Annotated in this window: 21 protein-coding genes; 16 read left to right on the top strand and 5 right to left on the bottom strand. The window is 59.5% G+C overall.

The genetic code is table 11. The features are described 5' to 3' along the window. Window positions 1–136 precede the first annotated feature (136 nt). The 4 genes from PMI14_RS08530 (at window position 137) to PMI14_RS08515 (ending at window position 5,625) form a co-directional block, all read left to right on the top strand. Window positions 137–409, top strand: a complete 273-nt coding sequence (locus PMI14_RS08530) for a hypothetical protein (RefSeq protein WP_007852769.1) — start codon at window positions 137–139, stop codon at window positions 407–409. Between the two features lie 49 nt (window positions 410–458). Then, a complete protein-coding gene (locus PMI14_RS08525) occupies window positions 459–1,742 on the top strand; it encodes a DNA repair exonuclease (RefSeq protein WP_007852768.1) in 1,284 nt (427 codons plus the stop codon). Between the two features lie 39 nt (window positions 1,743–1,781). Next, window positions 1,782–5,261 carry a YhaN family protein gene (locus tag PMI14_RS08520; protein WP_007852767.1) on the top strand — a complete coding sequence of 1,160 codons (3,480 nt, stop codon included), beginning with the start codon at window positions 1,782–1,784 and terminating at the stop codon, window positions 5,259–5,261. 70 nt (window positions 5,262–5,331) lie between these two features. After that, window positions 5,332–5,625 carry a hypothetical protein gene (locus PMI14_RS08515; RefSeq protein WP_007852765.1) on the top strand — a complete coding sequence of 98 codons (294 nt, stop codon included), beginning with the start codon at window positions 5,332–5,334 and terminating at the stop codon, window positions 5,623–5,625. 21 nt (window positions 5,626–5,646) lie between these two features. On the opposite strand, the gene PMI14_RS08510 is transcribed toward PMI14_RS08515, so the two are convergent. Further along, complete coding sequence (locus PMI14_RS08510) at window positions 5,647–6,102, bottom strand: helix-turn-helix domain-containing protein (RefSeq protein ID WP_007852763.1); 456 nt, start codon at window positions 6,100–6,102, stop codon at window positions 5,647–5,649. A gap of 101 nt (window positions 6,103–6,203) precedes the next feature. Then, window positions 6,204–6,515 (bottom strand): HU family DNA-binding protein, encoded by a 312-nt coding sequence (locus PMI14_RS08505; RefSeq protein WP_007852761.1) that lies wholly within the window; start codon window positions 6,513–6,515, stop codon window positions 6,204–6,206. 352 nt (window positions 6,516–6,867) lie between these two features. Here PMI14_RS08505 and PMI14_RS08500 point away from each other — a divergent pair, with 352 nt between their 5' ends. Further along, window positions 6,868–7,551 (top strand): glutathione S-transferase N-terminal domain-containing protein, encoded by a 684-nt coding sequence (locus PMI14_RS08500; RefSeq protein WP_007852759.1) that lies wholly within the window; start codon window positions 6,868–6,870, stop codon window positions 7,549–7,551. 2 nt (window positions 7,552–7,553) lie between these two features. Further along, complete coding sequence (locus tag PMI14_RS34145) at window positions 7,554–8,165, top strand: 2-hydroxychromene-2-carboxylate isomerase (RefSeq protein WP_081497297.1); 612 nt, start codon at window positions 7,554–7,556, stop codon at window positions 8,163–8,165. Window positions 8,166–8,383: 218 nt separating this feature from the next. Here the strand turns inward: PMI14_RS34145 and PMI14_RS08495 are convergent, their stop codons facing one another. Beyond that, complete coding sequence (locus tag PMI14_RS08495; RefSeq protein WP_007852756.1) at window positions 8,384–9,112, bottom strand: Crp/Fnr family transcriptional regulator; 729 nt, start codon at window positions 9,110–9,112, stop codon at window positions 8,384–8,386. A gap of 46 nt (window positions 9,113–9,158) precedes the next feature. Next, complete coding sequence (locus PMI14_RS08490) at window positions 9,159–10,151, bottom strand: GlxA family transcriptional regulator (RefSeq protein WP_007852753.1); 993 nt, start codon at window positions 10,149–10,151, stop codon at window positions 9,159–9,161. Window positions 10,152–10,264: 113 nt separating this feature from the next. Between PMI14_RS08490 and PMI14_RS34140 the strand changes: the two genes are divergently transcribed. From PMI14_RS34140 to PMI14_RS08455, 9 genes are all read left to right on the top strand, one after another. Continuing rightward, on the top strand, window positions 10,265–10,534 hold the full coding sequence (locus PMI14_RS34140) for a hypothetical protein (protein ID WP_108016662.1): 270 nt from the start codon (window positions 10,265–10,267) through the stop codon (window positions 10,532–10,534). A gap of 238 nt (window positions 10,535–10,772) precedes the next feature. Further along, window positions 10,773–14,315 carry an indolepyruvate ferredoxin oxidoreductase family protein gene (locus tag PMI14_RS08485; protein ID WP_007852752.1) on the top strand — a complete coding sequence of 1,181 codons (3,543 nt, stop codon included), beginning with the start codon at window positions 10,773–10,775 and terminating at the stop codon, window positions 14,313–14,315. Continuing rightward, window positions 14,312–15,046: an enoyl-CoA hydratase-related protein gene (locus PMI14_RS08480; RefSeq protein WP_007852750.1), complete on the top strand. Its 735-nt coding sequence runs from the start codon at window positions 14,312–14,314 to the stop codon at window positions 15,044–15,046. The genes PMI14_RS08485 and PMI14_RS08480 overlap by 4 nt, the downstream gene beginning before the upstream one ends. Continuing rightward, entirely contained in the window at window positions 15,043–15,765 is a 723-nt protein-coding gene (locus tag PMI14_RS08475; protein ID WP_007852749.1) for an NAD(P)H-dependent oxidoreductase, read from the top strand. Before PMI14_RS08480 ends, PMI14_RS08475 begins: the two co-directional genes overlap by 4 nt. A gap of 15 nt (window positions 15,766–15,780) precedes the next feature. Next, a complete protein-coding gene (locus PMI14_RS08470) occupies window positions 15,781–16,614 on the top strand; it encodes an amidohydrolase family protein (RefSeq protein ID WP_007852746.1) in 834 nt (277 codons plus the stop codon). Between the two features lie 42 nt (window positions 16,615–16,656). After that, window positions 16,657–17,436, top strand: coding sequence for an enoyl-CoA hydratase/isomerase family protein (locus PMI14_RS08465; protein WP_007852744.1), 780 nt, complete (start codon window positions 16,657–16,659; stop codon window positions 17,434–17,436). 218 nt (window positions 17,437–17,654) lie between these two features. Then, on the top strand, window positions 17,655–18,392 hold the full coding sequence (locus tag PMI14_RS34135; protein WP_238541817.1) for a Crp/Fnr family transcriptional regulator: 738 nt from the start codon (window positions 17,655–17,657) through the stop codon (window positions 18,390–18,392). Window positions 18,393–18,510: 118 nt separating this feature from the next. Beyond that, entirely contained in the window at window positions 18,511–19,590 is a 1,080-nt protein-coding gene (locus PMI14_RS08460) for a TRAP transporter substrate-binding protein (protein ID WP_007852740.1), read from the top strand. 143 nt (window positions 19,591–19,733) lie between these two features. Then, window positions 19,734–21,149: an FAD-binding oxidoreductase gene (locus PMI14_RS08455; protein ID WP_007852737.1), complete on the top strand. Its 1,416-nt coding sequence runs from the start codon at window positions 19,734–19,736 to the stop codon at window positions 21,147–21,149. A 206-nt stretch (window positions 21,150–21,355) separates the two neighbouring features. Here the strand turns inward: PMI14_RS08455 and PMI14_RS34800 are convergent, their stop codons facing one another. Next, complete coding sequence (locus tag PMI14_RS34800) at window positions 21,356–21,790, bottom strand: hypothetical protein (RefSeq protein WP_146187949.1); 435 nt, start codon at window positions 21,788–21,790, stop codon at window positions 21,356–21,358. A gap of 187 nt (window positions 21,791–21,977) precedes the next feature. On the opposite strand from PMI14_RS34800, the gene PMI14_RS08450 reads away from it, so the two are divergent. Continuing rightward, a complete protein-coding gene (locus PMI14_RS08450; RefSeq protein ID WP_007852736.1) occupies window positions 21,978–23,330 on the top strand; it encodes an MFS transporter in 1,353 nt (450 codons plus the stop codon). The last annotated feature ends 130 nt before the right edge of the window (window positions 23,331–23,460 follow it).

Raw genomic sequence — 23,460 nt, 5'->3', positions numbered from 1 at the left:
CTTTCATTGCAGGACCTCCCTTTTTGTACGTCTTGTTTCGATTGTGGGTGCTGCTGCCGTACACCACAAACAAGAAATTGCCCAGTCGCCTACAGCATGGGTGCTGTAAATTCATCCAGTCATGCACAATCACTGCATGGAACTCGACCAGATCGCCATCGCCTTGTTCGGCGCCCTCGCAGCCTGGCTGTCCCAAGCCCGCAGCGAGAAGCTGCGCCGTTGGGCCTGCATCTTCGGCATGCTTGGGCAGCCCGCCTGGTTCTACGCCGCATGGAAGGCTGACCAGTGGGGCATCTTCCTCGTGAGCGTGATCTACCTGGGCGCCTGGATGCGCGGCGTCTGGGTCCACTGGATTGCTCCGCCTTCCGAATCTGGCGTGGGCACCATCCAGATCGTGCCCCGCAAGTGACCAGCGTCCGTAGCCGTCCTTCTGCCTGCCATCCAGAGGAGATCCTTTCGTGAAATTCATCCACACCGCAGACCTGCACCTGGACAGCCCCCTGCGAGGTCTCTCCTCCTACGCGGATGCCCCAGCGGAGCGCCTGCGCACCGCCACCCGCGATGCCTTCGAGCGCCTGGTCACCGTGGCCATCGAAGAGAAGGTGGACTTCATGGTCATCGCCGGCGACGTCTACGACGGCGACTGGAAGGACTTCAACACCGGCCTGTTCTTCGTGCGCCAGATGGGCCGCCTGCGCCAGGCCGGCATCCCTGTATACCTGCTCTACGGCAACCACGATGCCGACAGCGAGATGACCAAGGGCCTGGAGTTGCCGGACAACGTGCACGCCTTCGCCTCCCGCAAGGCCGATACCTTCCGCATCGAGCCACTCAAGGTTGCCCTGCATGGCCGCAGCTTCAAGGTCGCAGCCACTGTGGAGAACCTGGTCCCCAGCTACCCCATGCCCGTGCCAGGCTGGCTCAACATCGGCGTGCTGCACACGGCTCTGGAGGGCAACAATGAGCATGCCAAATACGCGCCATGCTCTGTGGCCGAGTTGCAGGCCAAGGGCTACCAGTACTGGGCCCTGGGCCACGTGCATGAGCATTGGATCGAACGCGGCGACACCACCATTGCCTACCCAGGCAACCTGCAAGGCCGCCACATCAAGGAGACCGGCGCGCGCGGAGCCCTGCTGGTCTCTGCCGATGCCGGGGAGATCACTGAGATCGAGCGCATCGAGGTCGACGTGCTGCGCTGGCATGCGCTGTCCGTGGACGTCAGCGCTTGCGACGATCTGCGCAGCGCGGTGCGGCTGGTGGGCCAGTCGCTTGAGCAGCTGTTGGCCACTGCGCCAGCAGGCCTTCCGCTTGCAGTCCGCGTGAGCTTCACGGGGCAGTGCGCCGCCCACGCAGCGCTGGCCAGTGACGAAGGGCAACTGCGGCAGGAGGTGATCGCCCAGGCCGTTGCACTGGACCCGGACCGCATCTGGATCGAGAAGGTGCGGGTGTCCACGACAGCACCGGCGGCGCCGGCAACCGCCGGTTCGGACGATGCACAAGACGCGCTCGATGCGCTGCACGACCTGGCTGCATCGGCCCATGCGGACCCGGAGTTCCTGCAGGCCATTCACGCCGAGTGGCAGGTACTGCTGGAAAAGCTGCCGCACGATGTCCTGCTTGCCGCGCCAGAGTTGGCAGAACTCCGCCAGGCAGACTCACCGCTCATCGCCGAGCGGGTCCGCCAGGCCGCCCCCGTCCTCATGGCCCGGGTCGCGCCGGGATCGGCACCTGCCGCCTGACGCAACTGTTGCAACCGTCCACCCAGCTCGACACATCCCATGCGTATCCGCGAACTCAAGCTGATCCGGTACGGCAAGTTCACCGACCGCCATCTGTCCTTGCCCAGGCAACCCCGGGACATCCACCTGATCGTGGGGCCCAACGAAGCCGGAAAGTCCACGGTCCGGTCGGCCATCGGGGACTGGCTGTTCGGCATTCCTGTCAGAACACCCCTGGCCTTTCTGCACCCGATGTCGGAGTTGCGGGTGGGCGGTGTTCTCGAACGCGTTGCAGATGCTTCCCAGGATCCGCCTCTTGCGTTTGACCGAACCAAGGGCAACAAGAACACGGTGCGCTCGCCGCAAGACGCGGTGCTCCCGGATGCCATGCTGCAGCCCTGGCTCGGCGGTCTGCAGCTCAACGCATTCCAGCGTATGTACGCGCTGGACCACTCCACCCTGGTCGAAGGGGGTGCCGGCATCCTGTCGGCATCGGATGACGTGGGCCGTTTGCTCTTCCAGTCGGCCGCCGGCATCGAAGGCCTCGCCGGCGTGCTGCAAAAGCTGGAGGCCGAAGCCGACAGCCTGTTCGCCAGCCGCAAGTCAGGCGCCCGGGTCTACTACCAGGCCCAGGAAGCCTACGAGGCCGCAGGAGCACAGCTCAAGCAGGTCGTGCTCAAGGCCAAGGACTGGAAGGCGCAGCACGATGCGCTGCAATCGACAGAGCAAGCCATTGCCGACGCCCGCCAGCAAGAGAAGGCCACCCGGCAGCAACTGAGCCAGCTCGAGCGCATTCGCCGCGTGCGCCCCATGCTGCAGGCCCTTGATGCTGCCCACGCACAGAAGGAATCGCTCGGCCTCACCGACGAGGTTCCGCTGCTGCCGGAGAACGCCTCCAGCACCATCCGCGATGCAGCCCACGCCATGGCGATGGCCCAGGCCGACAGGCAACGCCTTGAACAGCAAGCATCCAGCCTGCGAACCCAACTGGAAGCCATCCGCGTCGACCAGACCCTGTTGTCCCTGGCCGCGGACATCACCGACCTCCATGAACGCAGGCTGCAGTACCGCAGCCACCGAACAGACATTGCCAAACGGGGCGAAGAAATCCAGACCCACTGGTCCCGGGTGCAAGAGCTTGTGCAGGAGCTGGGCTGGGCAGCCGACACCGAAGAAGCAGTCCGCAAGCGCCTTCCGGCTGCCGCCGTGCGGAACCGACTGGCGGGCCTGCTCAAGGACAAGGGCGCACTGGCGCAGCAACTGCGCGGTGCGCAAGCCTCCCTGGATGACAAGGCGCAGCAGATCGACCAGGCCCAGCAGGCATTGGCACGCCTGGGCGCACGGGAGGTGAATCCGAACCTGGCCGGCGCCGTAGAACGCGCCCTGAAGCTCGGCGACCATGCCGCCGCACTGTCCCAGCTCGCGCAAAAGGTAGAGACACTCAATGCAGAGCTGGAAGCCGCCAAGGCGGGGCTTGGCAAGTGGCGCGCTGAACCCGTTGCACTCGCGGCCATGCTCGTGCCCGAGGATGCTGCCGTACAAGGTCTCGTTGATGAAAGCCGCAACGCAAACGCCGAAGTGCAGGCAATGCAGGAAGCCCTTGCCGAGAAGACACAGGAGCTTCAGCGCCTGGAGCTGGAGTTGCAGCACTTCGTGCAGGATTTCCAACCCGTGTCCCGCGAACAGGTGGAAGAGGCCCGCCAGGCCCGCGACAAGGAATGGCAGGCGATCAAGGCCGCACCCAGCGAGCTGGCCGCCAAGGCGGGTCCCTACGAGCAGTGGGTGACCAAGGCCGATGTACTCGCGGACGACAGGCTCCTGAAAGCCGACCATGAGGCCACGCGCCGCTCCAAGGCAGAGCGCATCGAACATGTGCGGCTGGAACAGCAGATGCATGAAGTGCGCCTGCAGGGTGCACAGGGTCGCCAGGAAGAGCGCAAACGCCAATGGGAAAAGCTCGCCGGCCAGTGCGGACTGCCCGAGCTCCCGCTGGAAGCCGCTCCTGCATGGCTGCGCCAACGCAGGGCTGTCCTGGAGATGAGCGCCGAGTTCACCAGGCTTGAGCAGCAGCGCAAGGATCTGCAGGCCACTGGTTCTGAACTGGCGACCACCATCTGGTCCATGCTTGGAGAACCAAACACCGAAGCGCAGGCGCCATCCCTCCAAGACTGCCTACAGCGTGCGCGTGCGCTGCTCACCATGGTCGAGCAGGCGCGGGGGCAGCACAGCACGCTGGAGGAGCAGTTGGCCGCAGCCCAAAGCAGCCTGCCGCGCCTGCAGTCCGCAATGCAGCAGGCCCAGACGGGATGGACCGATTGGGAGTCGTCATGGCAGGCGGCAGTCGAAGCTGCGGGCTACGACGGTGCCACGAAGGCCGAACAGGTCGAAGCTGAGGCGGAAGCAATCCAGGAAGTGGACCGCCTGCTGGGCTTGATCCGAAAGATCCGCACCGAGCGCATCGAGCCGATGCAGATGGACCTCGATGATCTGAAGGCATCCGCAGAAGCCCTTGCAAGCCGGGCGGCAACCGACCTTGCCCAGCAGGATGCCGACGCTATCGCGCAGGAACTCTTCGCTCGCCTGGCAAGCACCCAGCAGGCAGACAAAGCCCTGCGCGAACTGCGCGTCCGGCATTCTCAGGTCGAGGCGGAACTCGCCGATGCCGGGCAACGTCACGAAGCCCAAGCGGCTCGCCTTGCGCCGCTGATGGCTGCTGCAGGTGTGGATGACGTCAACGCGCTGGCCGCGGCCGCTCAGCAGTCCGAGCAGCGCCGGGAGATCGACTCCAGGATCGCCGCAGCGCAATCCGACCTGGTGCACAGCGGTGACGGGATGAGCCTCGATCAACTTAGAGAGGAAGCGCAGAGCATCGCGCCCGATGAACTGGTGGCCGAGATCGAGCGGCTAGGAAGCGTATCTGCGCAACTGGTCGAGCAGATCGCTCAGTTGAGCACCCAGCAGGGCACACAGCGCAAAGCGTTTGAAGCCCTGGACGGTACCGCCGCCGCGGCGACGGCCGATGCGCGCCGGCAAGAAGCCGTCGCATCGATGGCGGATGCAGCGGAGCGCTACCTCAAGCTGCACACCACCGCGCGCCTGCTGAAATGGTCGATGGAGAAATTCCGCGAGACCCGCCAGGGCCCGATGCTGGCCAAGGCGTCATCGACGTTCAGCGCACTGACGCTGGGCTCGTTCGAGCGCCTGCTGGTCGACTCTGGCGACCAGACGCCACGGCTCTACGGTATCCGGCACGGTGGGACACAGGTGGAGGTCTCCGGAATGAGCGAGGGGTCCCGGGATCAGCTCTATCTGGCGCTGCGACTGGCGGCGCTGGAGTTGCAGATCGAGCAAGGGCTCAACATTCCGCTCATTGCGGACGACCTGTTCATCAATTTTGATGACGGGCGCACTGCGGCTGGGCTGCGGGTGTTGGGTGAACTTTCGCAGAAGATGCAGGTCATCTTCCTAACTCACCATGATCACCTGGTGCCGCTGGCCAGGGAGGTGCTCGGGGGCGATCTCAATGTGGTCACGCTGTGACGCGATATCGCTGAATCGCAATGGCTCGCTGGTATGCTGCCCGAATCAGATTTTGAAGGATGAAGTGAACATGGACGCCAACGAACGCCTCGTAGCTCTGGCCCGCATGCAGGATGCATCGGATGCGTTTTATCGCAGCGCGGTGTCCATCGGCAACCATCCCTTCATCGAGTTCGCTGGGCTCATGAATGAGTACATCACCGCCTGCCGGGCTGCGCACAGGGATGGGATCGATTTCACGCAATGCAATGTGCACAACGGGCAAACGCTGCCGCTGCACCCGGTGATGTCAGACTACATCAATGAGAAGCTGGAGTGCATCTTCACGGGCGCAAAGGTGTTGAGCGCCGCAGCGGCAGCCTGACGTAGTGCGGCGCTCAAGCCGCTATTTGCCCTCGCCTTCTGCCAGCAGGGCAAGGGCTTTGCGTTTGCCCAGGCCGAGCACTGCGCGAATTCGCTCCAACTGGGCTGCACGTGGATTGGCTTGGCCGTTCTCCCATTTTGAGAGGGAGAGCGGCGACGCCTGCAGTAGCTTGGCCATGTCCTTGGCGGTGACTCCCAATTCAGCGCGTTTGGCGGTCAGCGCTTCCGGCTTGAATACCCACTTCCTTCCGCCTTTACGCTCTTGAGGTGACTCCTCTGTCTTCGGAGGGGTAACTGCTTTGACGACGCGCTGAGCTGCCTTGAGCTGCGAGGTCAGCGTCTTCACTTCGCGCTTGAGCGCCGCGATTTCCGAACGATGAAGGGTCAGCGCTTTGCGCATTCCATGGAGCTCCGGCTTGAGCTCCTTGCGGGCCATCCGGACGACTTCGGATCGGAATGCATTGGAGAAGGTGGTCATGGGTGCATTGTGTACGAGACAGTGCCAACGAGTGGCAGGTTGGCAGAAATGAAAAAACCGCCAAGACGGCTGGCTTGGCGGCTGTTTGCTTGAGAGGGCACTTACTTGCCTGCCTTGTCGGCCTTGCGCTTGGCAGCCTTCGGATCGACCACAGCCTTGAACTTGGCACCGGGCACGAACTTGGGCACGGTGGATGCCGGGATCTTCAGAGCGGCGCCAGTAGATGGGTTTTTTCCAGTACGAGCAGCACGCTTGGCCGACTTGAAGGTACCGAATCCGACCAACTGGACGGGGTCGTCCTTCTTGACTGCATTCTGGATGGTGTCTATCAGGGTTTCGAGGATGGCACCGGCTGCAACCTTGGACAGGTCATGCTTTGCGGCGAGGACTTCAATTAGATCAGCGCGATTCATACATTCCCGGAAAAGAGTTGAAGCGCGATTTATAGCGCAATCCGCGCAACGGCTGGCCAATAGAGTTCGTGCGCAGGGGGCTGATCGTTAGCTCAACCTATTTGAAATCTCGACTCTCCAAGCGCCCCAGCCTCCCTAGCCAAGGCGTCAGATTCACCAGCCTGTCCGCGATCAGGTTGATGACCTGTCCTCGCCGCTGCCACACCCACTTGACGGCCAGCAGCCGCGATTGATCGGATCAATCTGTCTTTGCAAAGACATGGAAATGCGGCGCGTGCTGCTAACCTAAAACGAAGTTGAGTAAGGTATCCACTCGCTCCCGAGTGGATCAGCTACGTTTACAGGAGACAGCATGATCGATCTATACAGCTGGGCAGCGCCGAACGGACACAAGGTGCAAATCTTGGTGGAGGAACTTGGAATTCCTTATCGGATCATTCCAATCAACATCACTGCAGGTGACCAGCACACAGACGGCTATCGAGCCATCAATCCGAATGGAAAGATTCCCGCAATCGTGGATCATGCGCCAAGCGACAGGGGTGAGCCCTTTTCGGTCTTTGAAACTGGTGCCATCATGGTGTACTTGGCCGAGAAGGAAAATCGCTTTCTCCCGACAGCTATGCGCCAGCGCAGCGAAGTGCTTCAATGGCTATTCTGGCAAGTAGGAGGGATTGGCCCGGCGATGGGGCAGGCCCAGCATTTTTTCCGCTATGCATCCGAACAGGTGCCCTATGCCATCACCCGCTATCAGACAGAAACGAGGCGTCTCTTCAGAGTTCTAGATGAACGTCTTGTTGGTCGCGAGTTCATTTGTGATGAATACTCGATTGCCGACATGGCAAACTTTGCCTGGATCCGCATCAACAAAATGACAGGCGTTTCGCTTGATGATTTCCCGCAAGTGCAGGCCTGGTATGGAAGGGTACGAAGCCGTCCTGGCGTCAGTCGTGGCTTGGACCTCCTGCGCAGCCAGTGGGTGGACGTGACGAAGTCCGACGAGGCTAAGCTGAATCTTTTCCAGAAGAATCGCTGATCATGGAGACCGACACTGATCGGGTAGAAGCATTCTTCGATCTGCGAAGCCCATACTCTTACCTCGCGCTTGGCCCTGCCCGAGCGCTCGCTCAGCGTAGTGGAATCGGTTTTGACTGGTGGCCATACGTGACAGATTTTCAGTCCGCGTACGGCGGCGAGGTCGATCAGCGCTCAAGCCGCGATGTCGCAAAGTTGAAGTACCTGTATATGGATTGCCGACGGCTTGCGAAGCTACAGGGATTGACCGTGCGGTCAACGACGAAGCTATGGAATCCTACACTTGCGAGCCAGGCCATTCTTTTCGCCAAGGCAAGAAATCATCTCTGGGAGTTCTGTGATCCAGTGCTCGCAGCATTCTGGCGACGCGAGTTTGACCTGGAGTCACCAACCGAGGTGGCTAGAGCTCTTACAAAGGCCGGCCTGTCATCGTCGGATTGGCACGAGTTCCTACAAAATGAAGCCGAAGTGGCTTTGGCTAGGACTCTCGAACATGCCGAGAAACTAGGGGTCTTTGGTGCTCCAACTTTCATCTATAAGGGTGAAATGTTCTGGGGTGGAGACCGTATGGATCTGCTGGAGTCTGCGCTCCTAGGGGCGCCCGCACAAGGCTAGTGTCCAGTGCGGCGTAGATCTGTCTTCAGCCACTGAAAGCTCGGCGGATCGGGGAGACGGTGTGCAGGAGATGCTTAGATATCCTTTTTATCATCCAGTCATCGAAGAAGGGCGACGCATGGGATTGCAGAACCCGCCAGAGCTCTGCCACATCGGAAACTAGCGAAAGCGTCCCATAACTAAATGCGACGGATCGCAGTTGCGAATGTCGCGCGTTGTCAGCAGTCGGTTGTTCCAATGTAGCTGCGCAGGCGCTGTATGTGGACGATCAGATATCCCTTGGTGCCTTCCGTTCGGACAATTCCATCCTGTTTAAATGAGGCCAGGGCCATGTTCACTCGCTGGCGCGAGAGCCCACAAATTAATGCCAGATCATGTTGGTGGATCGACAGCCGGAGGTCTTCCTCTTGTCCATTCTTGGCGAGCATCAGGAGCGCCTTTGCGACTCTCTTTTCGGGACCGAGCAGACGCGACGCTACAAGCATTCCGACAAACTCGCCCATACGAGCGTTCATGACATCACAAAGAAAGTTGCTGAACTCAATTGACGAACTACGCAAAATGTTGAATGAGCTAGCCGGAATGAGACAGAGGTGTGCTGACGTGAGCGAGCGCAGGTCATACTGCATCAACTCCCTCTTCAACAAGGAGCCGTCGCCGCACCATTCACCTTCCCGGAGGTAGTAGAGCGTCGTCTCGTCTCCCGCGGGGCCAACGATGTACATCTGTAGGTGGCCACTTATGACGCCATACCAGTATGAGCTGGGCTCACCAGCTCGGGCGACATATTCACTGGCGGGCACTGTCAACTCCAACGATGTCTCGAGCGTCATTTTCCGAAGCTCTTCAGACAGCGTATGGAACCATGGCCACTTTTCAAGGAAGTCGGCTACGCTTGATGCGGAACCAGCGTCCGCTTTCGTTGCTTGGACGGTTCTATGTTCCATGACTAACTCCAAGGGTCTCAGCCGTTGGCAAAAGTTACAGCTCCAGCTACATCGACGAGTCCATCTGAAAGCGACCACGGTAAGCGCCCGGACTCATTCCGATGCGTTGGCGAAACAGTCTGGAGAAGGAACTTGTATCGTTGTATCCCACTTGGCTCGCTACCTCTTCGACGCTATGAGAACTGTTTTCGAGCAAAGCGCGAGCAGCTTCCAGACGCAGATCCTGGAGATAAGCGAGGGGAGTTTGATCCAGCACGCTGCGGAAACGCCGGATGAGCGTCCGGTCACTGACTGCGAGCGACTGCGCCAGTTCAGTGATCCTAAGATCGTTCGTCATATTGCTCTGTAGCCAACGCTGGGCACGATGTACCAACGAATCGGAGTGATTCTTCTGCGCGAGCAAAGGGAGGTAAGGAATTTGACTGGTTTGGCTCACGTCGATCAACATGGCCTTTGCGCACTGCGATGCAATGACAGGACCTGCGAAGCGCTCAATGACACGTACAGTCTGCAGCAAGTAAGAGGCTGACGCGCCGGCGCAGATCAGCCGGTCAATCTCAGTCAGAACTGGTCGCAGTTGCAAGTCGACGCGCGGAAACTTCTCCCTGAATTGGCGCTCCAGCCACCAGGTTGTAGTTGCCGTACGCTCGTCGAGTAGTCCGGTTTGAGCGAGGATGAAGGTGCCCGTGCAGTTCGCCGCTATCCAAGCGCCTGCGTGCCATTGCGCTGTGATCCATGCACAGGCGTCAGCCTGTTGATCCAGGAACCTGTCAAATTGGCGGTGACCACCATAGTGGAAACTGGGCACGAACACCAAATCGTAGCGCTCCCGAGGCCCCAATTTATGGGTTTGGAGAGATAGGCCATTGCTGGCTACGGCCGCCTCACCTGAGGGAGAAACGAATCGCCATTCGAACAGAGCGGATGCCGGGGCCTGTTCGAGCCGTAGGTGGGAGTTGGCGATCTGAAGGATGTCCGCAAAGCCCGCCACGCTGGAGGCGTAGCAGCCGTCGAAGGTGAGGATGGCAGCACGCGGCATATGTCGTAAACGGCATTGAAGATGTCAGTTTCGACAATGTACACCAACGCCCGTGAGTGCGCCTAATAGTCCTGCTGGCCTTGAGACCAGCGACTACAAAATGGAGCACTGAGATGAGCAACAGACAACCGGTAGCACTGCACGAAGATGTTCCTGACGCTGGCTTAGAGCTGCATAGGCAAAAGGACGCGGTCTCTTGCTCCACTGTCGATAGAACAGCTCTTGCCTGCGAGGACTGCGACAAAATTTCCTTCCTAGGAAACTGCCACGGGTTCGCTGTCTTCCCCGCTAGCCAAGCGAAGGACTTCTATCGCGGCTACGCGTTAGTTGCAGTTCCAGCCACCATGCTCGCAGTAGTTGCGATCACCTATTTTGCGTTTTGAGCATAGCTGCGAAGTCGTTGCATCGCGTAACAGGCACGGCTTGGCGATTTTGGCACAAACAAAGTCAATTTCGCCAATGTACGAAATACCCGATATGGCGGCTAATTGCGGGTGAGTCATCTCACTGAGCAAAAATACAAGGAGTTCCCCATGAGTTGGTCACCGGGCGAAACATACTCGCGCGCAACGAACATCATTGCAGTGTCTAGCTGCTGTGGCGCGGAAGTGGAGGTGCGGCATGTCTGAAGTCGCGCCGCCGCCGGGGGCGCTTCTGCGTCCCGCCAAACTCGAAGACCGCTACCAATTGGAGAGCGGTCTGGCATACATCAGCGGCTCGCAGGCATTGGTTCGGCTGTTGCTCAATCAAAGCACCCGCGACCGTGCTGCAGGGTTGAATACAGGTGGGTTTGTCAGCGGCTATCGTGGTTCACCATTGTCTGGTCTTGACCAAACTCTCTGGAGTATTCAGAAGCTCCTTAAAGAGAAGCAGATCGAATTTATCCCAGGCCTCAATGAGGACTTAGCTGCGACAGCCTGCTGGGGAACTCAGCAATTGATGCAACACCCTGAGGAGGCCACGGTCGATGGTGTCTTCGCTATGTGGTATGGCAAGGGGCCCGGTGTCGACAGGAGTGCAGACGCCCTCAAGCATGCCAATGCGGCTGGAACATCCCCGCATGGCGGAGCGCTCGTGCTGGCCGCTGACGACCACACGGCCAAGTCGTCCTCGTTTGCGCACCAAAGCGAGCAATTGTTGGTTGCGTCGTTCATTCCTATCCTGTACCCGAGCAATGTGCAGGAATACCTCGACTACGGGATTCATGGTTGGGCGATGAGCCGCGCGTCCGGCCTGTGGGTGGCGCTTAAGTGTGTTGGAGATATCGTCGAGACCACGTCGATCGCAGAAGTCGATCCGTTCCGGGTCGAATGCCGGCCGCCCGAGGATTTCAAGCCAACTGAAGACGTCCACATCCGTTGGCCCGACGTATGGGCGACGCAGGAGCCGCGGATCGTGCGCACCAAGCTGCCCTTGGCGCTGTCCTACTGCCGTGCCAACGGGTTGAACCGCATCGTCGCGAAGGGCACAGGTTCACGCATCGGCATCATTGCGGGCGGAAAGCCCTACAACGACGTGCGCGAAGCTCTGGAACTGCTCGGCATCAGCGAGCAGGACATGGCCGCAAGGGGCATAGCCCTTTTGAAGCTGGGCATGGTCTGGCCACTGGAGCCGCAGATCATCCGCGAGTTTTCGCAGGGTCTCGACGAGATCTTCGTGGTCGAAGAGAAGAGGGCGCTGATCGAACAGCAGGTCAAGGACATCCTCTACCCGCTTGCCGCAAGCGGTGAGAAGGCGCCTCAGGTCGTTGGCAAGTCCAGTGGCGGGCTCCAATGCGCGGAATTCGAGATTCCGCATGAGCATCGCCTCTTGCGCGGGGACTCTGAACTCGGTCCCGTGGACATCGCGGCGGCTCTGCAGGCGCGGCTGCATGCCGCAGGCATGGACGCATGCCAGGCGCTCCCCTTCACGTCAGAAAAGGGAAAGCTTCTGGCGCCCCTCATGCGCACACCGTACTTCTGTTCCGGTTGCCCACACAGCAGCTCTACCAAGGTGCCGGCGGGCTCGCGCGCCACAGCTGGGATCGGCTGCCACTACATGGCCAACTGGATGGATCGCCGCACCGAGAGCTACACGCACATGGGCGGTGAGGGTGCTCCATGGGTGGGGCAAAGCCGCTTCTCCAAGCGGCCGCACATGTTCGCCAACATGGGCGATGGGACGTTCTTCCACTCGGGTTCGCTGTCCATCCGTCAGGCGGTGGCGGCCAAGACGCCGATGACGTTCAAGGTCTTGTTCAACGACGCTACAGCGCTCACGGGCGGGCAGCCGCACGACGGGCCGCTCACGGTGCCGATGCTGACCCAGCTGCTGCATGCCGAAGGTGTGACGCACGTCGTGGTTGTCAGTGACGACGTCGAGAAGTACAAGGGACACGAAGCAGCGTTTGCGCCTGGCACAACCTTCCATCACCGGCGCGATCTGGACGCCGTTCAGCGCGAACTGCGCGAATTGCCCTTTGTGACCGCATTGGTCTACGACCAGACCTGCGCCGCCGAAAAGCGCCGTCGGCGCAAGCGCAACAACTATCCGGATCCTCAGGTCCGCTACATCATCAACCCGGAAGTGTGCGAAGGCTGCGGCGACTGCACCGCTAAGAGCAACTGTGTCTCCATTGAACCGCTGGAGACACAGCTGGGCCGCAAGCGCCAGATCAACCAGTCCTCGTGCAACAAAGACTACTCCTGTGCAGACGGCTTCTGTCCGAGCTTCGTGGCTGTGGAAGGCGGAACCCTGCGCAAGAAGCCGGTCGATTCCGGCACCGATTTCGACGGAGATCCGGCAGCCTGGCCCGAACCGGCACATCCCCAACTGCCTGCGCTGCACACGAGCTATGCGGTGCTGGTCAACGGCATTGGTGGCACGGGCGTGCTGACGATCGGCAACATCCTGGGCATGGCAGCTCATCTGCAGGGCCTGCATTGCTCCGTGATGGACATGGCAGGCCTGGCCCAGAAGGGCGGCGCGGTGTGGAGCCATGTGCGCATCGCGGCATCTGCCGAGGACGTCCACGCACCCCGCATACCGGACGCTGCCGCCGATGCGCTCATCGGGGGCGATCTGGTGGTGAGCGCGCATCCGGACTCCATCAGTCGACTGAAGTCCGATTGCCGCGCCATAGTGAACACCAATGTATCGCCCACCTCCGACTTCCAGCGCAACCGCGACTTCAGCATGCCGAATGAGGCGCTGTGGGCCACCATCGAGCAGGCGTGTGCAGAGAAAAACCTGGCCAAGATTCCGGCGCATGACATCGCGGTGCGTTACTGCGGAGATAGTGTCTACGCCAACATGATCTTGTTGGGTGCTGCTTGGCAGGCGGGGCAGGTGCCGCTGTCGCACGATGCGCTCTGCCGCGCGATCGAACTGAACGGGCAGGCGGTGGCTGCGAACTTGCGCGCGTTCAAGATCGGTCGGCAGTACGTTTCGGCGCCAGAGCGGCTGGTGGCCAAACCCGCTGCGGTGGTGCAATGGGTTCCAAGGGCAGACAAGGAAGACGTGCAGCAGTTGATGCAGGACCGATACGCGCGGCTCGTTGCCTATCAGGGCAACAGCTATGCCCAGCAGTACGAAAGCTTTCTGGGGACGGTACGCTCGTCCGGTGCTGCGAAGCCCGGTGGTTACGAGCAGGCCGTCGCCAAGAACCTGTTCAAGCTGATGGCTTACAAAGACGAGTATGAGGTCGCACGCCTGCATTCGTCTGCGGAACTGCGCAAGCTGATTGAAAGCCAGTTCGATGGGGAATACAAAATTGGCTTCTCCTTGGCGCCACCACTGTTTGCCCGTCGTGGTTCTGATGGCCTCCCGCGCAAGAAGCTCTATGGCGGCTGGATGGCGTCGGCCTTCGAAGTCCTTGCGAAGCTGAAATTCCTGCGAGGCACGTTATTCGATCCGTTCGGGTACACGCATGAGCGGAGGACGGAGCGCGCGTTGATCGAGGAATACATGCAGGGTATCCAGGCGACAATTCCTTTCATTGCGGCCAAGCAGAAGGAATGTCTGGAACTGGCTCGCATACCCGAGCAGATCCGTGGGTTCGGGCACGTGAAACTCCAAGCCATCGAGGAGGCGCGTGAACGCCAGCGTGCCTTGCTGGCTGAGATCACTGGCAAGGACCTGCCGTCGATGACCCAGCGGCACCGCTTACAAGGAGCAGCATCGTGAGTATTACGATTGCCGATTCCATCCAATGCAGTGTGCAGGACGGGGTATGGCATCTCCGTATAACTCGACCAGAGAAGCGCAACGCTCTCACCATGCCAATGTTTGCGGCCATTGCAAATGCTCTGAAGGCCGCAGATCAAAGGGACGATGTGCGTTGTGTGCTGGTGACGGGGGCGGGTGATGTGTTCTGCGCCGGACATGACTTAAAGGCCTTTGACGAATGGCCTCAACAACCGCAGGATGCCGTGCCATCCTTCCTGCACGCCATCGCCGACGTGAGGAAACCTGTCGTGATCGCTGTGCATGGCTCTGCCACCGGGATCGGCGTGACTTGGTTACTGCATGCCGATTGGGTGGTGACGAGTGCCGACACGGTCTTCCGCCTCCCCTTCATCGATCTGGGCATTGTTCCAGAGGCTGCCAGCACACTGCTGCTGCAGCGTGCCATTGGCTTGCCGCGTGCCAAACGCCTGCTCTTTGGTGGTGAGAAATTCACGGGCGCCGAGGCATACGAGTGGGGACTGGTCGCAGAGATCTCGCCCGCTGGTGAGGTCGGGTCGCGCGCCTCAGAGCGTGCAAAGCTTCTAGCCTCGAAGGATCCGGCGATTCTTCGGCGCATCAAGGACTGGCTGCATCCCAGCAGCGAGTATCACCAACGCATTGACGACGAGGTGATTGAAATTAATGCGGCCGTCGGTCGCCGTCGAAAGGCAATGGAGAGCATGCAATGAAACGCGCACACATCGTTTACGCACACCCTGAACCGAACTCGTTCGTCGCGGCAATGCGCGACATGACCAAAGAAGCCTTGGAGAAGGATGGCTGGCAGACGAGCCTTACAGATCTGCAAGCTATCAACTTCGATGCTGTAGCAAGTGCAGATGACTTTGGTACTAGGTCTCGCGACGACTACCTGGTCTACCCACTTGAGCAGCGGCATGCCTGGCAAAACAAGACGCTCGACCCGCAGATTGCCGCCGAGGTCGAGGCTGTGCGCAATGCCGATCTACTTGTGCTGGTATTTCCAATCTTCTGGTACTCAGTACCAGCGCAGCTCAAAGGGTGGATTGACCGGGTGTTCCTTTCCGGTGTCTTTTACGGTGGGATGCGGGTATACGACCAAGGCGGCATGCGCGGCAAGCGCGCGATGGTCGTAGCGTCCCTGGGTGGTCGGGACTACATGTTTGGCCCCGGTTCGATCCATGGTGATCTGAAGGACATGCTCAAGCACCTGCTACAAGGAACGTTAGGGTATGTTGGCTATTCAGTCCATGAACCGTTTTTTGCCTATCACGTCCCATACGTGGAAAACACTGAGCGCACTGGCATGCTCATGAAACTCTTCCATGCCGTGGAGAACATCGACAGCCGGCCAGTACTTCCCATGCCGAGCCTGGATGATTTCGACGACCAGTTCCGGCCCAAGGTGGCGCAGACTTCGTCCGCCTGACCTAGGAGTCGTGAGATGACCGAAATCATTGATGCCTGGATGCAGCTTCCGAACAAGGCGTACTTGCTCGACCCCATGTTCGATTCGCTGCGCCGTTGGCCGACAGCTTGGCGGACATTGGCGCAGGACAGCCCGGACATCTCGCACCACGAGGCGCTCAAGACGTTCCGCGAGCAGGGTGTGACGCGGGCTATTGCAAGTGCGTGGTGGGGGCCTGCGGGGCCGATGATTACGAACGACGAAGTGTCCCTAGCGGTCAAGGCGAATGCCGGATATGTGGTCGGCATTGCGTCCGTGGACATTAACAGGCCGATGGAAGCAGTGAGGGAGCTGCGCCGATGCGTCAAGCAGTTCGGCTTCAAAGGGCTGCGTGTCTTGCCCTGGCTGTGGGGAATTCCTCCTGATGATCGTAGGTACTACCCCCTCTATGCCGAATGCGTTGAACTCGATGTCACCTTCTGTCTGCAGGTGGGCCATGCCGGGCCGATGCGGCCTTCGGAGCCTGGGCGGCCGATCCCGTATTTGGACAACGTCGCGCACGAGTTCCCTGAACTGCGCATCGTCGGTGGGCACATCGGATTCCCATGGGTGAACGAGATGATCTCGCTCATGATGAAGCACCCGAACGTGTACGTCGACACCTCGGCCTACAAGGCTTCCCGCTTTCCTCAGGAACTGGTGGCCTACATGCGCGGTCCAGGAAAGCACAAGGTGCTTTTCGGCACCAACTATCCGATGCTGACCCCTGCGGAATGCCTGAAGGACATCCAGGCGTTGGAACTCGGAGGCGATGTACTCCCTCGATTCCTTGCAGGGAATGCGCGTCGCGCGTTTAACCTGCAAGATTGATCTCATCGACAGCAATTTGCTTAACAACTGAAGGAGACTCTCATGGCATGGGATATCGAAGTCATTGATGAATGCGCGGTAGTGCGCATGAACACTAACAAGGTCAACGTCCAGAACGACCAGTTCTTTTCCGATCTGCACTCAGCATTTGATCGCCTTGAGCGCGAGTTCGGCGAGCTCCCCGTAGTTTTGACAGGGCAGGGTGACGCATTCTCGGCTGGTATCGACTTCCAGTACAGTTTCGAGATATTCGGAAGCGGTAACCTCGACAAGATCCGCGCTTGGTACAAAGCCTACCGCGAGACCAATCTGCGCATCTTCCGCTACCCGAGACCGACAGTCGCAGCCATCAATGGTCACGCCATTGCGGGTGGCCTCATCACCGCACTGGACTGCGATTTCCGCGTTGCTGCCCGCAAGAGCGCGAAGTTTGGCCTGAACGAGGTCCCCATCGGCATTCCGATGCCAGCTGCCTATGTGGAGATCATCAAGTACACCCTGGGCGACAAGATCGGTGCGCTGACCACCTTGCGTGGTGAGTTGTACGGCTTGGAGGAAGCCGAGCGACTGGGGTTCTTTCATGAAGTGGTGGAGCCGGACCAACTGTTGTCCACCGCTATTCGCTACGCGCGCTGCATCACTCCTGACTGCAACGTCGCCTATGCGATGTCCAAGAAAGCGCTGCAAGATGCGACGAACAAGCAGATTGATGAGCGCACCGTAGATCTGGATGCGTTGCTGCCGATTGGTATGAGCGACCCTGGGAACCGGAAGGCTCAGGATCGTCGCCGGCAGGAGATCATGCATAAAAACAAGAAATGAGCGCACACGCCCTTCCCGTGGCGCAGGACGATCGCTATCCAGAGCGGCAGTATGTGTCGACCTGACACATGCCAAGGAGCCTCCGCAAAAGCGCGATCAGCTCATCAAGTCATGCTCGTTTGGGTTAAGCCGGAACGGAGATCGATCTATCTGAGAGGAAGGCTTTCGTGATAGCGCATGGAGAACGGTTGCTCGCAAACTCCTCATGGGGAGCGTGCTTGACGACAGAGGAACATCAATATGTCCGAAGCGCGATGTTCGAGCGGGTGTATCCGGCCGGCGCGTCTGTTTGCGAGCAAGGTTCTCCTTCTGCCCATTGGATAGGTGTCGCTGATGGAATCTTGAAGTGCGAGTCCATCGACGTGACAGGTCGAGCAACCACATTGGGGGCTGTGCCAGCAGGCGCGTGGGCGGGCGAGAGCTGGGTGCTGAAGGACGAGCCTCGGCCCTATGCCTTTGTTGCGCTTCAGGAAAGCACGGTCGTCTTTGTGCCGCAAGGCACCTTCTTGTGGCTCCTCGAGAACAACCCAGCGTTCAGTCGATTCGTCATCGGCCAGCTGAATGAGCGTCTTGCCCACTACATGGCGCTTGTGCAGATCAGCAGATTGAATGATGCAACCGGGCGGTTAGCTTACAGCCTCTCCGAACTGTTCAATCAAGAGCTGTATCCCGGTACGCGTAGCCAAGTACAAATGTCCCAGGAGGAGGTTGGCCGCCTCTCAGGCCTGGCGCGCGGCAATACCAATCAAGCACTCCGTGAACTACAAGAAGCAGGTCTGCTACGTGTTCGCTATGGCGGTATCGACGTTCTTGATATTGATGGCTTACGGGCCTGGGCAGGTGGCGAAGCGCGCTGTCTCCCCACTAAACGTCGCCCGGCAGAGATGTCGACCCTACTGTCCCTACGGGAGCGGGAAAACCCAGCCAGCAAGTGTCATGTGCAAAACATTCCTTGAGCCTGATCCTCGTCACACTTGCCTCAATTCTCTTTGAAGGGAACGCGAGCACATTGCGTCGATAGCCACAACGAGGTGCTAAGCAAGGTCCTCCATTCCAAAGCTCGAGGTGGCTCCGATGAATCGTCGTTCTCTTATCAAAGGTGGTGGCATTTTCGGCCTGCTGGCTGCCGGCGTCGCACCTGCTATCCATGCGCAAGCCGCAATTCGCTGGCGATTGGCCTCGAGTTTTCCTAAGTCGCTCGATACGGTCTTCGGCACCTCCGAGCTATTCGCCAAGAAGGTGGGCGAAATGACTGGTGGAAAATTCCAGATCTCTGTGCACGCTGGCGGCGAACTAATGCCCGCTTTCAGCGTGGTGGACGGGGTCCAGACCGGCTCAGTCCAAATGGCGCACTCGGCCGGCTACTACTTCTACGGAAAAGACCCGGCTTTCTGCCTCGGTAGTTCGGTGCCCTTTGGCATGAACGCGCGCCAAATCAATGCTTGGATGTATGAGGGCAACGGCCTCAAGCTGATGCGTGAGTTCTACGCCAGATACAACATCTACAACCTGCCGGGTGGCAACACGGGCGCGCAGATGGGTGGCTGGTTCCGCAAGGAGATCAAATCCGTCGCCGACTTGAAGGGCCTGAAGTTCCGCACCAACCCTTTCGCGGGCAAGGTGCTGGAACCCTTTGGTTTGATACCCCAATCACTTCCCGCTGCAGACCTGTACCCCGCTTTGGAGAAGGGCACTATCGATGCACTGGAGTGGGTCGGCCCCTATGACGACCAGAAGCTTGGCTTCAACAAGATTGCCCCGTTTTACTACTACCCCGGTTGGTGGGAAGGAGGTCCACACGTTGACTTCTACATCAACACCAAGGCCTGGGACGACCTTTCGGCGGAGTACAAGGCGGTGGTAGAAGCTGCTGCTTCCCATGCCCATGTGTCAATGCTCGCCAAGTACGATGCCAGGAACCCGACCGCGCTTAAGCAACTCGTCGGCTCAGGGACCAAGCTGCGTCCGTTCACGCACGACGTTATGAGTGCCGCCTTCAAGTCGGCCCAACAGCTTTACGCCGACCTGAACAACAGCAACCCAGAGTGGAAGAAGATCTATACCGACTACTCCAAGTTCCTGGCTGATCAGAACGTCTGGTTTCGGTTTGCGGAGGGTACTTTCGACCGATTCATGCAGCAGCAACAGCTGTGATTTCGAGCTGCGCCTGCGCAATGTTGTCGCAGAAGAATTCCCATGGCAATCCTGCATCAAACTTTCGCGTCCGCGATGCCGGGTACGAGTTGTGAAGTAACGGCATAGGAAGCGAAGAGTTTCAGGGATAGAAGGAGAAATATGTGAATCAATCCACACCATCGGCAACTGTGCGCCGTCCATTTCCTGCCGAACTGCTCGCGTCGCTCAAGGCGGAACTGGGCGAGCGGGTCTCGATCGCAGAAGCGGTTCGCATGCACCATGGTCGCGACGAATCGCCTTTTGCCCCCCAGTTGCCCGACGCGGTTGTGTTCGCGCAGAACACTCAGGAGGTGCAGTTCACGGTGACTCTCTGCGCACAGCATGACGTACCAATCATCGCGTATGGCAACGGCTCCTCGCTGGAGGGCCATTTGCTTGCTGTACAGGGGGGCGTGACGATTGACATGTCGGGGATGAATCGTGTGCTTTCGATCAATGCCGATGATCTGACCATCACCGTTGAATCGGGCATCTCACGCAAGCAAGTCAACGAGGCTCTGCGCGACACCGGCCTCTTTTTTCCCGTCGATCCGGGCGCAGATGCGACCATCGGAGGCATGACGGCGACGCGCGCGTCGGGCACCAACGCCGTACGTTATGGAACGATGCGCGAGAACGTGCTGGGGCTGAAGGCTGTTCTCGCAGATGGCAGGATGATCAGCATGGGCACGCGTGCGCGCAAGTCGTCCGCTGGATACGACCTGACGCGTCTCTTCGTGGGCTCAGAAGGGACGTTGGGGATCATCACCGAGGTCACGCTGCGGCTCTATCCGCAACCTGAAGCTGTGTCCGCGGCGGTGTGCGTGTTTCCATCAATGGGAGACGCCGTTCGCGCTGTAATCGAAACAATCCAGATCGGCGTCCCAATTGCGCGCGTCGAGTTTGTGGATTCGCTCACGATACGATCCATCAATCGCTATTCAAATTTAACGCTCCGCGAAGCGCCTACGCTCTTCTTCGAGTTCCATGGCACTGACGCGAGCGTGAAGGAGCAAGCGGAACTGGTTCAAGAGATAGCCGATCAGAATAACGCCGAGGGTTTCGAATGGGCAATGAGGCCGGAAGACCGCAGCCGCCTGTGGAATGCCCGGCACAACGCCTACTTCGCCATGCTGCAGCTCAAGCCCGGTTGTCGAGCGGTCACGACGGATGTGTGCGTGCCGATTTCACGGCTGGCGGAGTGCGTCACCGAGACGGAACGAAACATCATGGAGTCGCCCCTGCCTTGCCCGATCGTGGGCCACGTTGGCGACGGTAACTTTCATGTGGCGATTCTGATTGACCCCGAAAAGCCGGAAGAGCTTGAGGAGGCAGAGCGGCTGAACCGCCTGATCGTCCAGCGAGCGTTGCAGATGAATGGCACCTGCACAGGCGAGCACGGTGTGGGCTTGCACAAGATGGACTTCTTGATCGAGGAGTGCGGTTCGGTGGCCGTTGATGCCATGCGCGCTGTCAAGCGGGCCCTAGACCCCCGCAATCTAATGAATCCGGGAAAGATTTTTTCGTGGGTGCATTAGAGGATAGGGTTCCTGCGAGCGAGACCCGCTGGCGCAACGCCAGGGCGGCCTGACTCGAGTCCTAAGAAGGGCGCCGATGAATTCGACCGCCGGTGACTTCGCCATGGTTCTGGGCCCGGGGGGCCAACATGGACGATCCTTTCGGCAACAAGAAGCGCAACGGGTGCCAGTACCGGAGTTCGAGCCGCCCACGCTCGGGACCGACCTCAGATCATGAACGCGGAGGAGAATTTGGCTGGCGTCGCGCTGGAAAGGCCTACCCGCGCTTCGTCCGCGTCCTCACGGTAGTTCGGACTGTGAAATTTGTCGCCGCTTTGCTTTGGAGCCAACTCGAACTGCTCAGCGTCTACGGGTCCATGCTCGGCCTGCTGCTCTTCGGTGCCGCAGTGTTCAGCATCGTGTGAGTAGGCTTCAGTATCGTAAACAGCCGCACCGGCCTTGAAGGCGGCGCAAATAGGCAGACGTGAACCTGGGGCCACAGCGTCCATGCGGCCGACATCACGCAGATCAAGCAGGTCTATGGCCACGCGCGACGGCACTGCTGCGCGCGCGTCATAGGAAAAAGCGGTACTGCGATGACTTGGATCCATTCGGGCGATACCCGCTTGCTGCCAGGTTCTGCCAAGCGGGTTGCTCAACATATGCCACCCATACATGTCCACTCATGAGGGAGGTTGGAGTATGTGTGTCGCACAAAGGCGCGGTGCGGATCAGAGTCAAGGCATTTGGTCGAAGTCCCGGGGAATCCCGCCCCGCAAGTGTTCTGTGCAGAACAGTCAGAAGACGCGGTCATGCCGATACTTTCTCTGAACTATCGAGGAAAGACTTATGCGTCGTATTGACATTCAGAAGCTTGTGGACGAAGCCCGATTCAACGGTTTTCACTTTGTTGTTCTTTTCTTGTGTGCCGTGATCATCGTCGCCGACGGCTACGACCTGGCCGTTGCAGGAATAGCGCTCCCGGCCATCATGAAGGACATGAACGTAGACCCGACGACAGCTGGATTCATGACGAGTTCGGCTCTGTTCGGCATGATGTTTGGCGCAATGGGCCTGGGCATGCTCGCCGACAAGATTGGCCGTCGCTGGGCGCTTTCGATCTCGGTGTTTCTTTTTAGTGCCTTCACGGCGGCAGCCGCCCTCGCGAGCGATCCCGTCACTTTCAGCGTACTGCGCTTCATTGCAGGGCTTGGCATTGGTGGCGCGTTGCCTTGCACGACTGCGCACATGACCGAGTACGCACCTAAAAAGCTGCGGGGGGTGCTGGCGACAGCGATGCTGTGCGGCTATGCGGTAGGGAGTGTGCTTGCCACGCTAGTGGGCAAGCAGTTCCTGGAGATCTACGGGTGGCAGTCTGTGTTCTTCGCGGCGGGTGCACCGGTCATTCTGATTCCGTTCATTCTGAAGTACATGCCCGAGTCGATGTCCTTCTTGATGAAGCGCGATGAGGATGCAAGCCTTCGGCGGATCGTTGCCAGCATCGCGCCGAGCCACTATCTTCCTGCCGATGCGCGTTTTCAGATGCCGGTGGATGGCAAGGCTGATGGCGCGCCCGTTGGCAAGTTGTTTCAGTACGGGCGTGGGCTCAGCACGGTCATGTTCTCGGTAGCCTTCTTCACCGCATTGTTCATGATGTATGCGCTGAGTACGTGGCTCGCCAAGCTGTTGGCCATGGCAGGCCACAGCGTTGGCTCCGCGCTGAACTTCCTGCTGATCTACAACGGCGGTGCCATCTTTGGGGCTGTGCTCGGTGGCTGGCTTGGCGACAAGCTGAATATCAAGTGGGTCCTGTGCACATTCTTCGCCGGATCCGTGGTTTCGTTGACGCTGCTGGGATATGGCGTGCATCCGCTAGCCCTGGTTGTCGCTGTCGTCGGCGCCTCAACGCTGGGCACTGGGATTTTGGTCTATGCCTACGCCGCTCAGTTCTATCCGGCTGCTGTCCGCTCCACTGGGGTGGGCTTTGCTTCGGGCGTGGGGCGTGCCGGCGGGATTGCGGCACCGATCGGTATCGGCATGCTGATGTCCATGCAGTTGCCCCTGGAGCAGAACTTCATCGCGATTGCCTTGGCGGGAGTCGTCGGCGTCGTCGCGGTGGCCTTGATTGACCACCGCCGCGCCGCGTCTGTCCAAGGTGCGGATGCGATTGGGGGCGTTGCAGCCCCTGCACGTGCTTCTTGAATCGCTGGTGAGCTATTGATATGGAGCGCGTGAAACATGGTTCACCAAAAAATTGCCGTGCTATTGAGAAGCGTGGCTAGGCGCTGTCACACGCAGGCATCCATTCGTTGAGGCGAGTGACGTTGGCGCT

It is taken from the genome of Acidovorax sp. CF316, assembly GCF_000276605.1.
Lineage (GTDB): Bacteria > Pseudomonadota > Gammaproteobacteria > Burkholderiales > Burkholderiaceae_C > Acidovorax.
The sequence above is the reverse complement of the archived record's forward strand: the minus strand, read 5'-3'. Positions and strand labels throughout refer to the sequence as shown.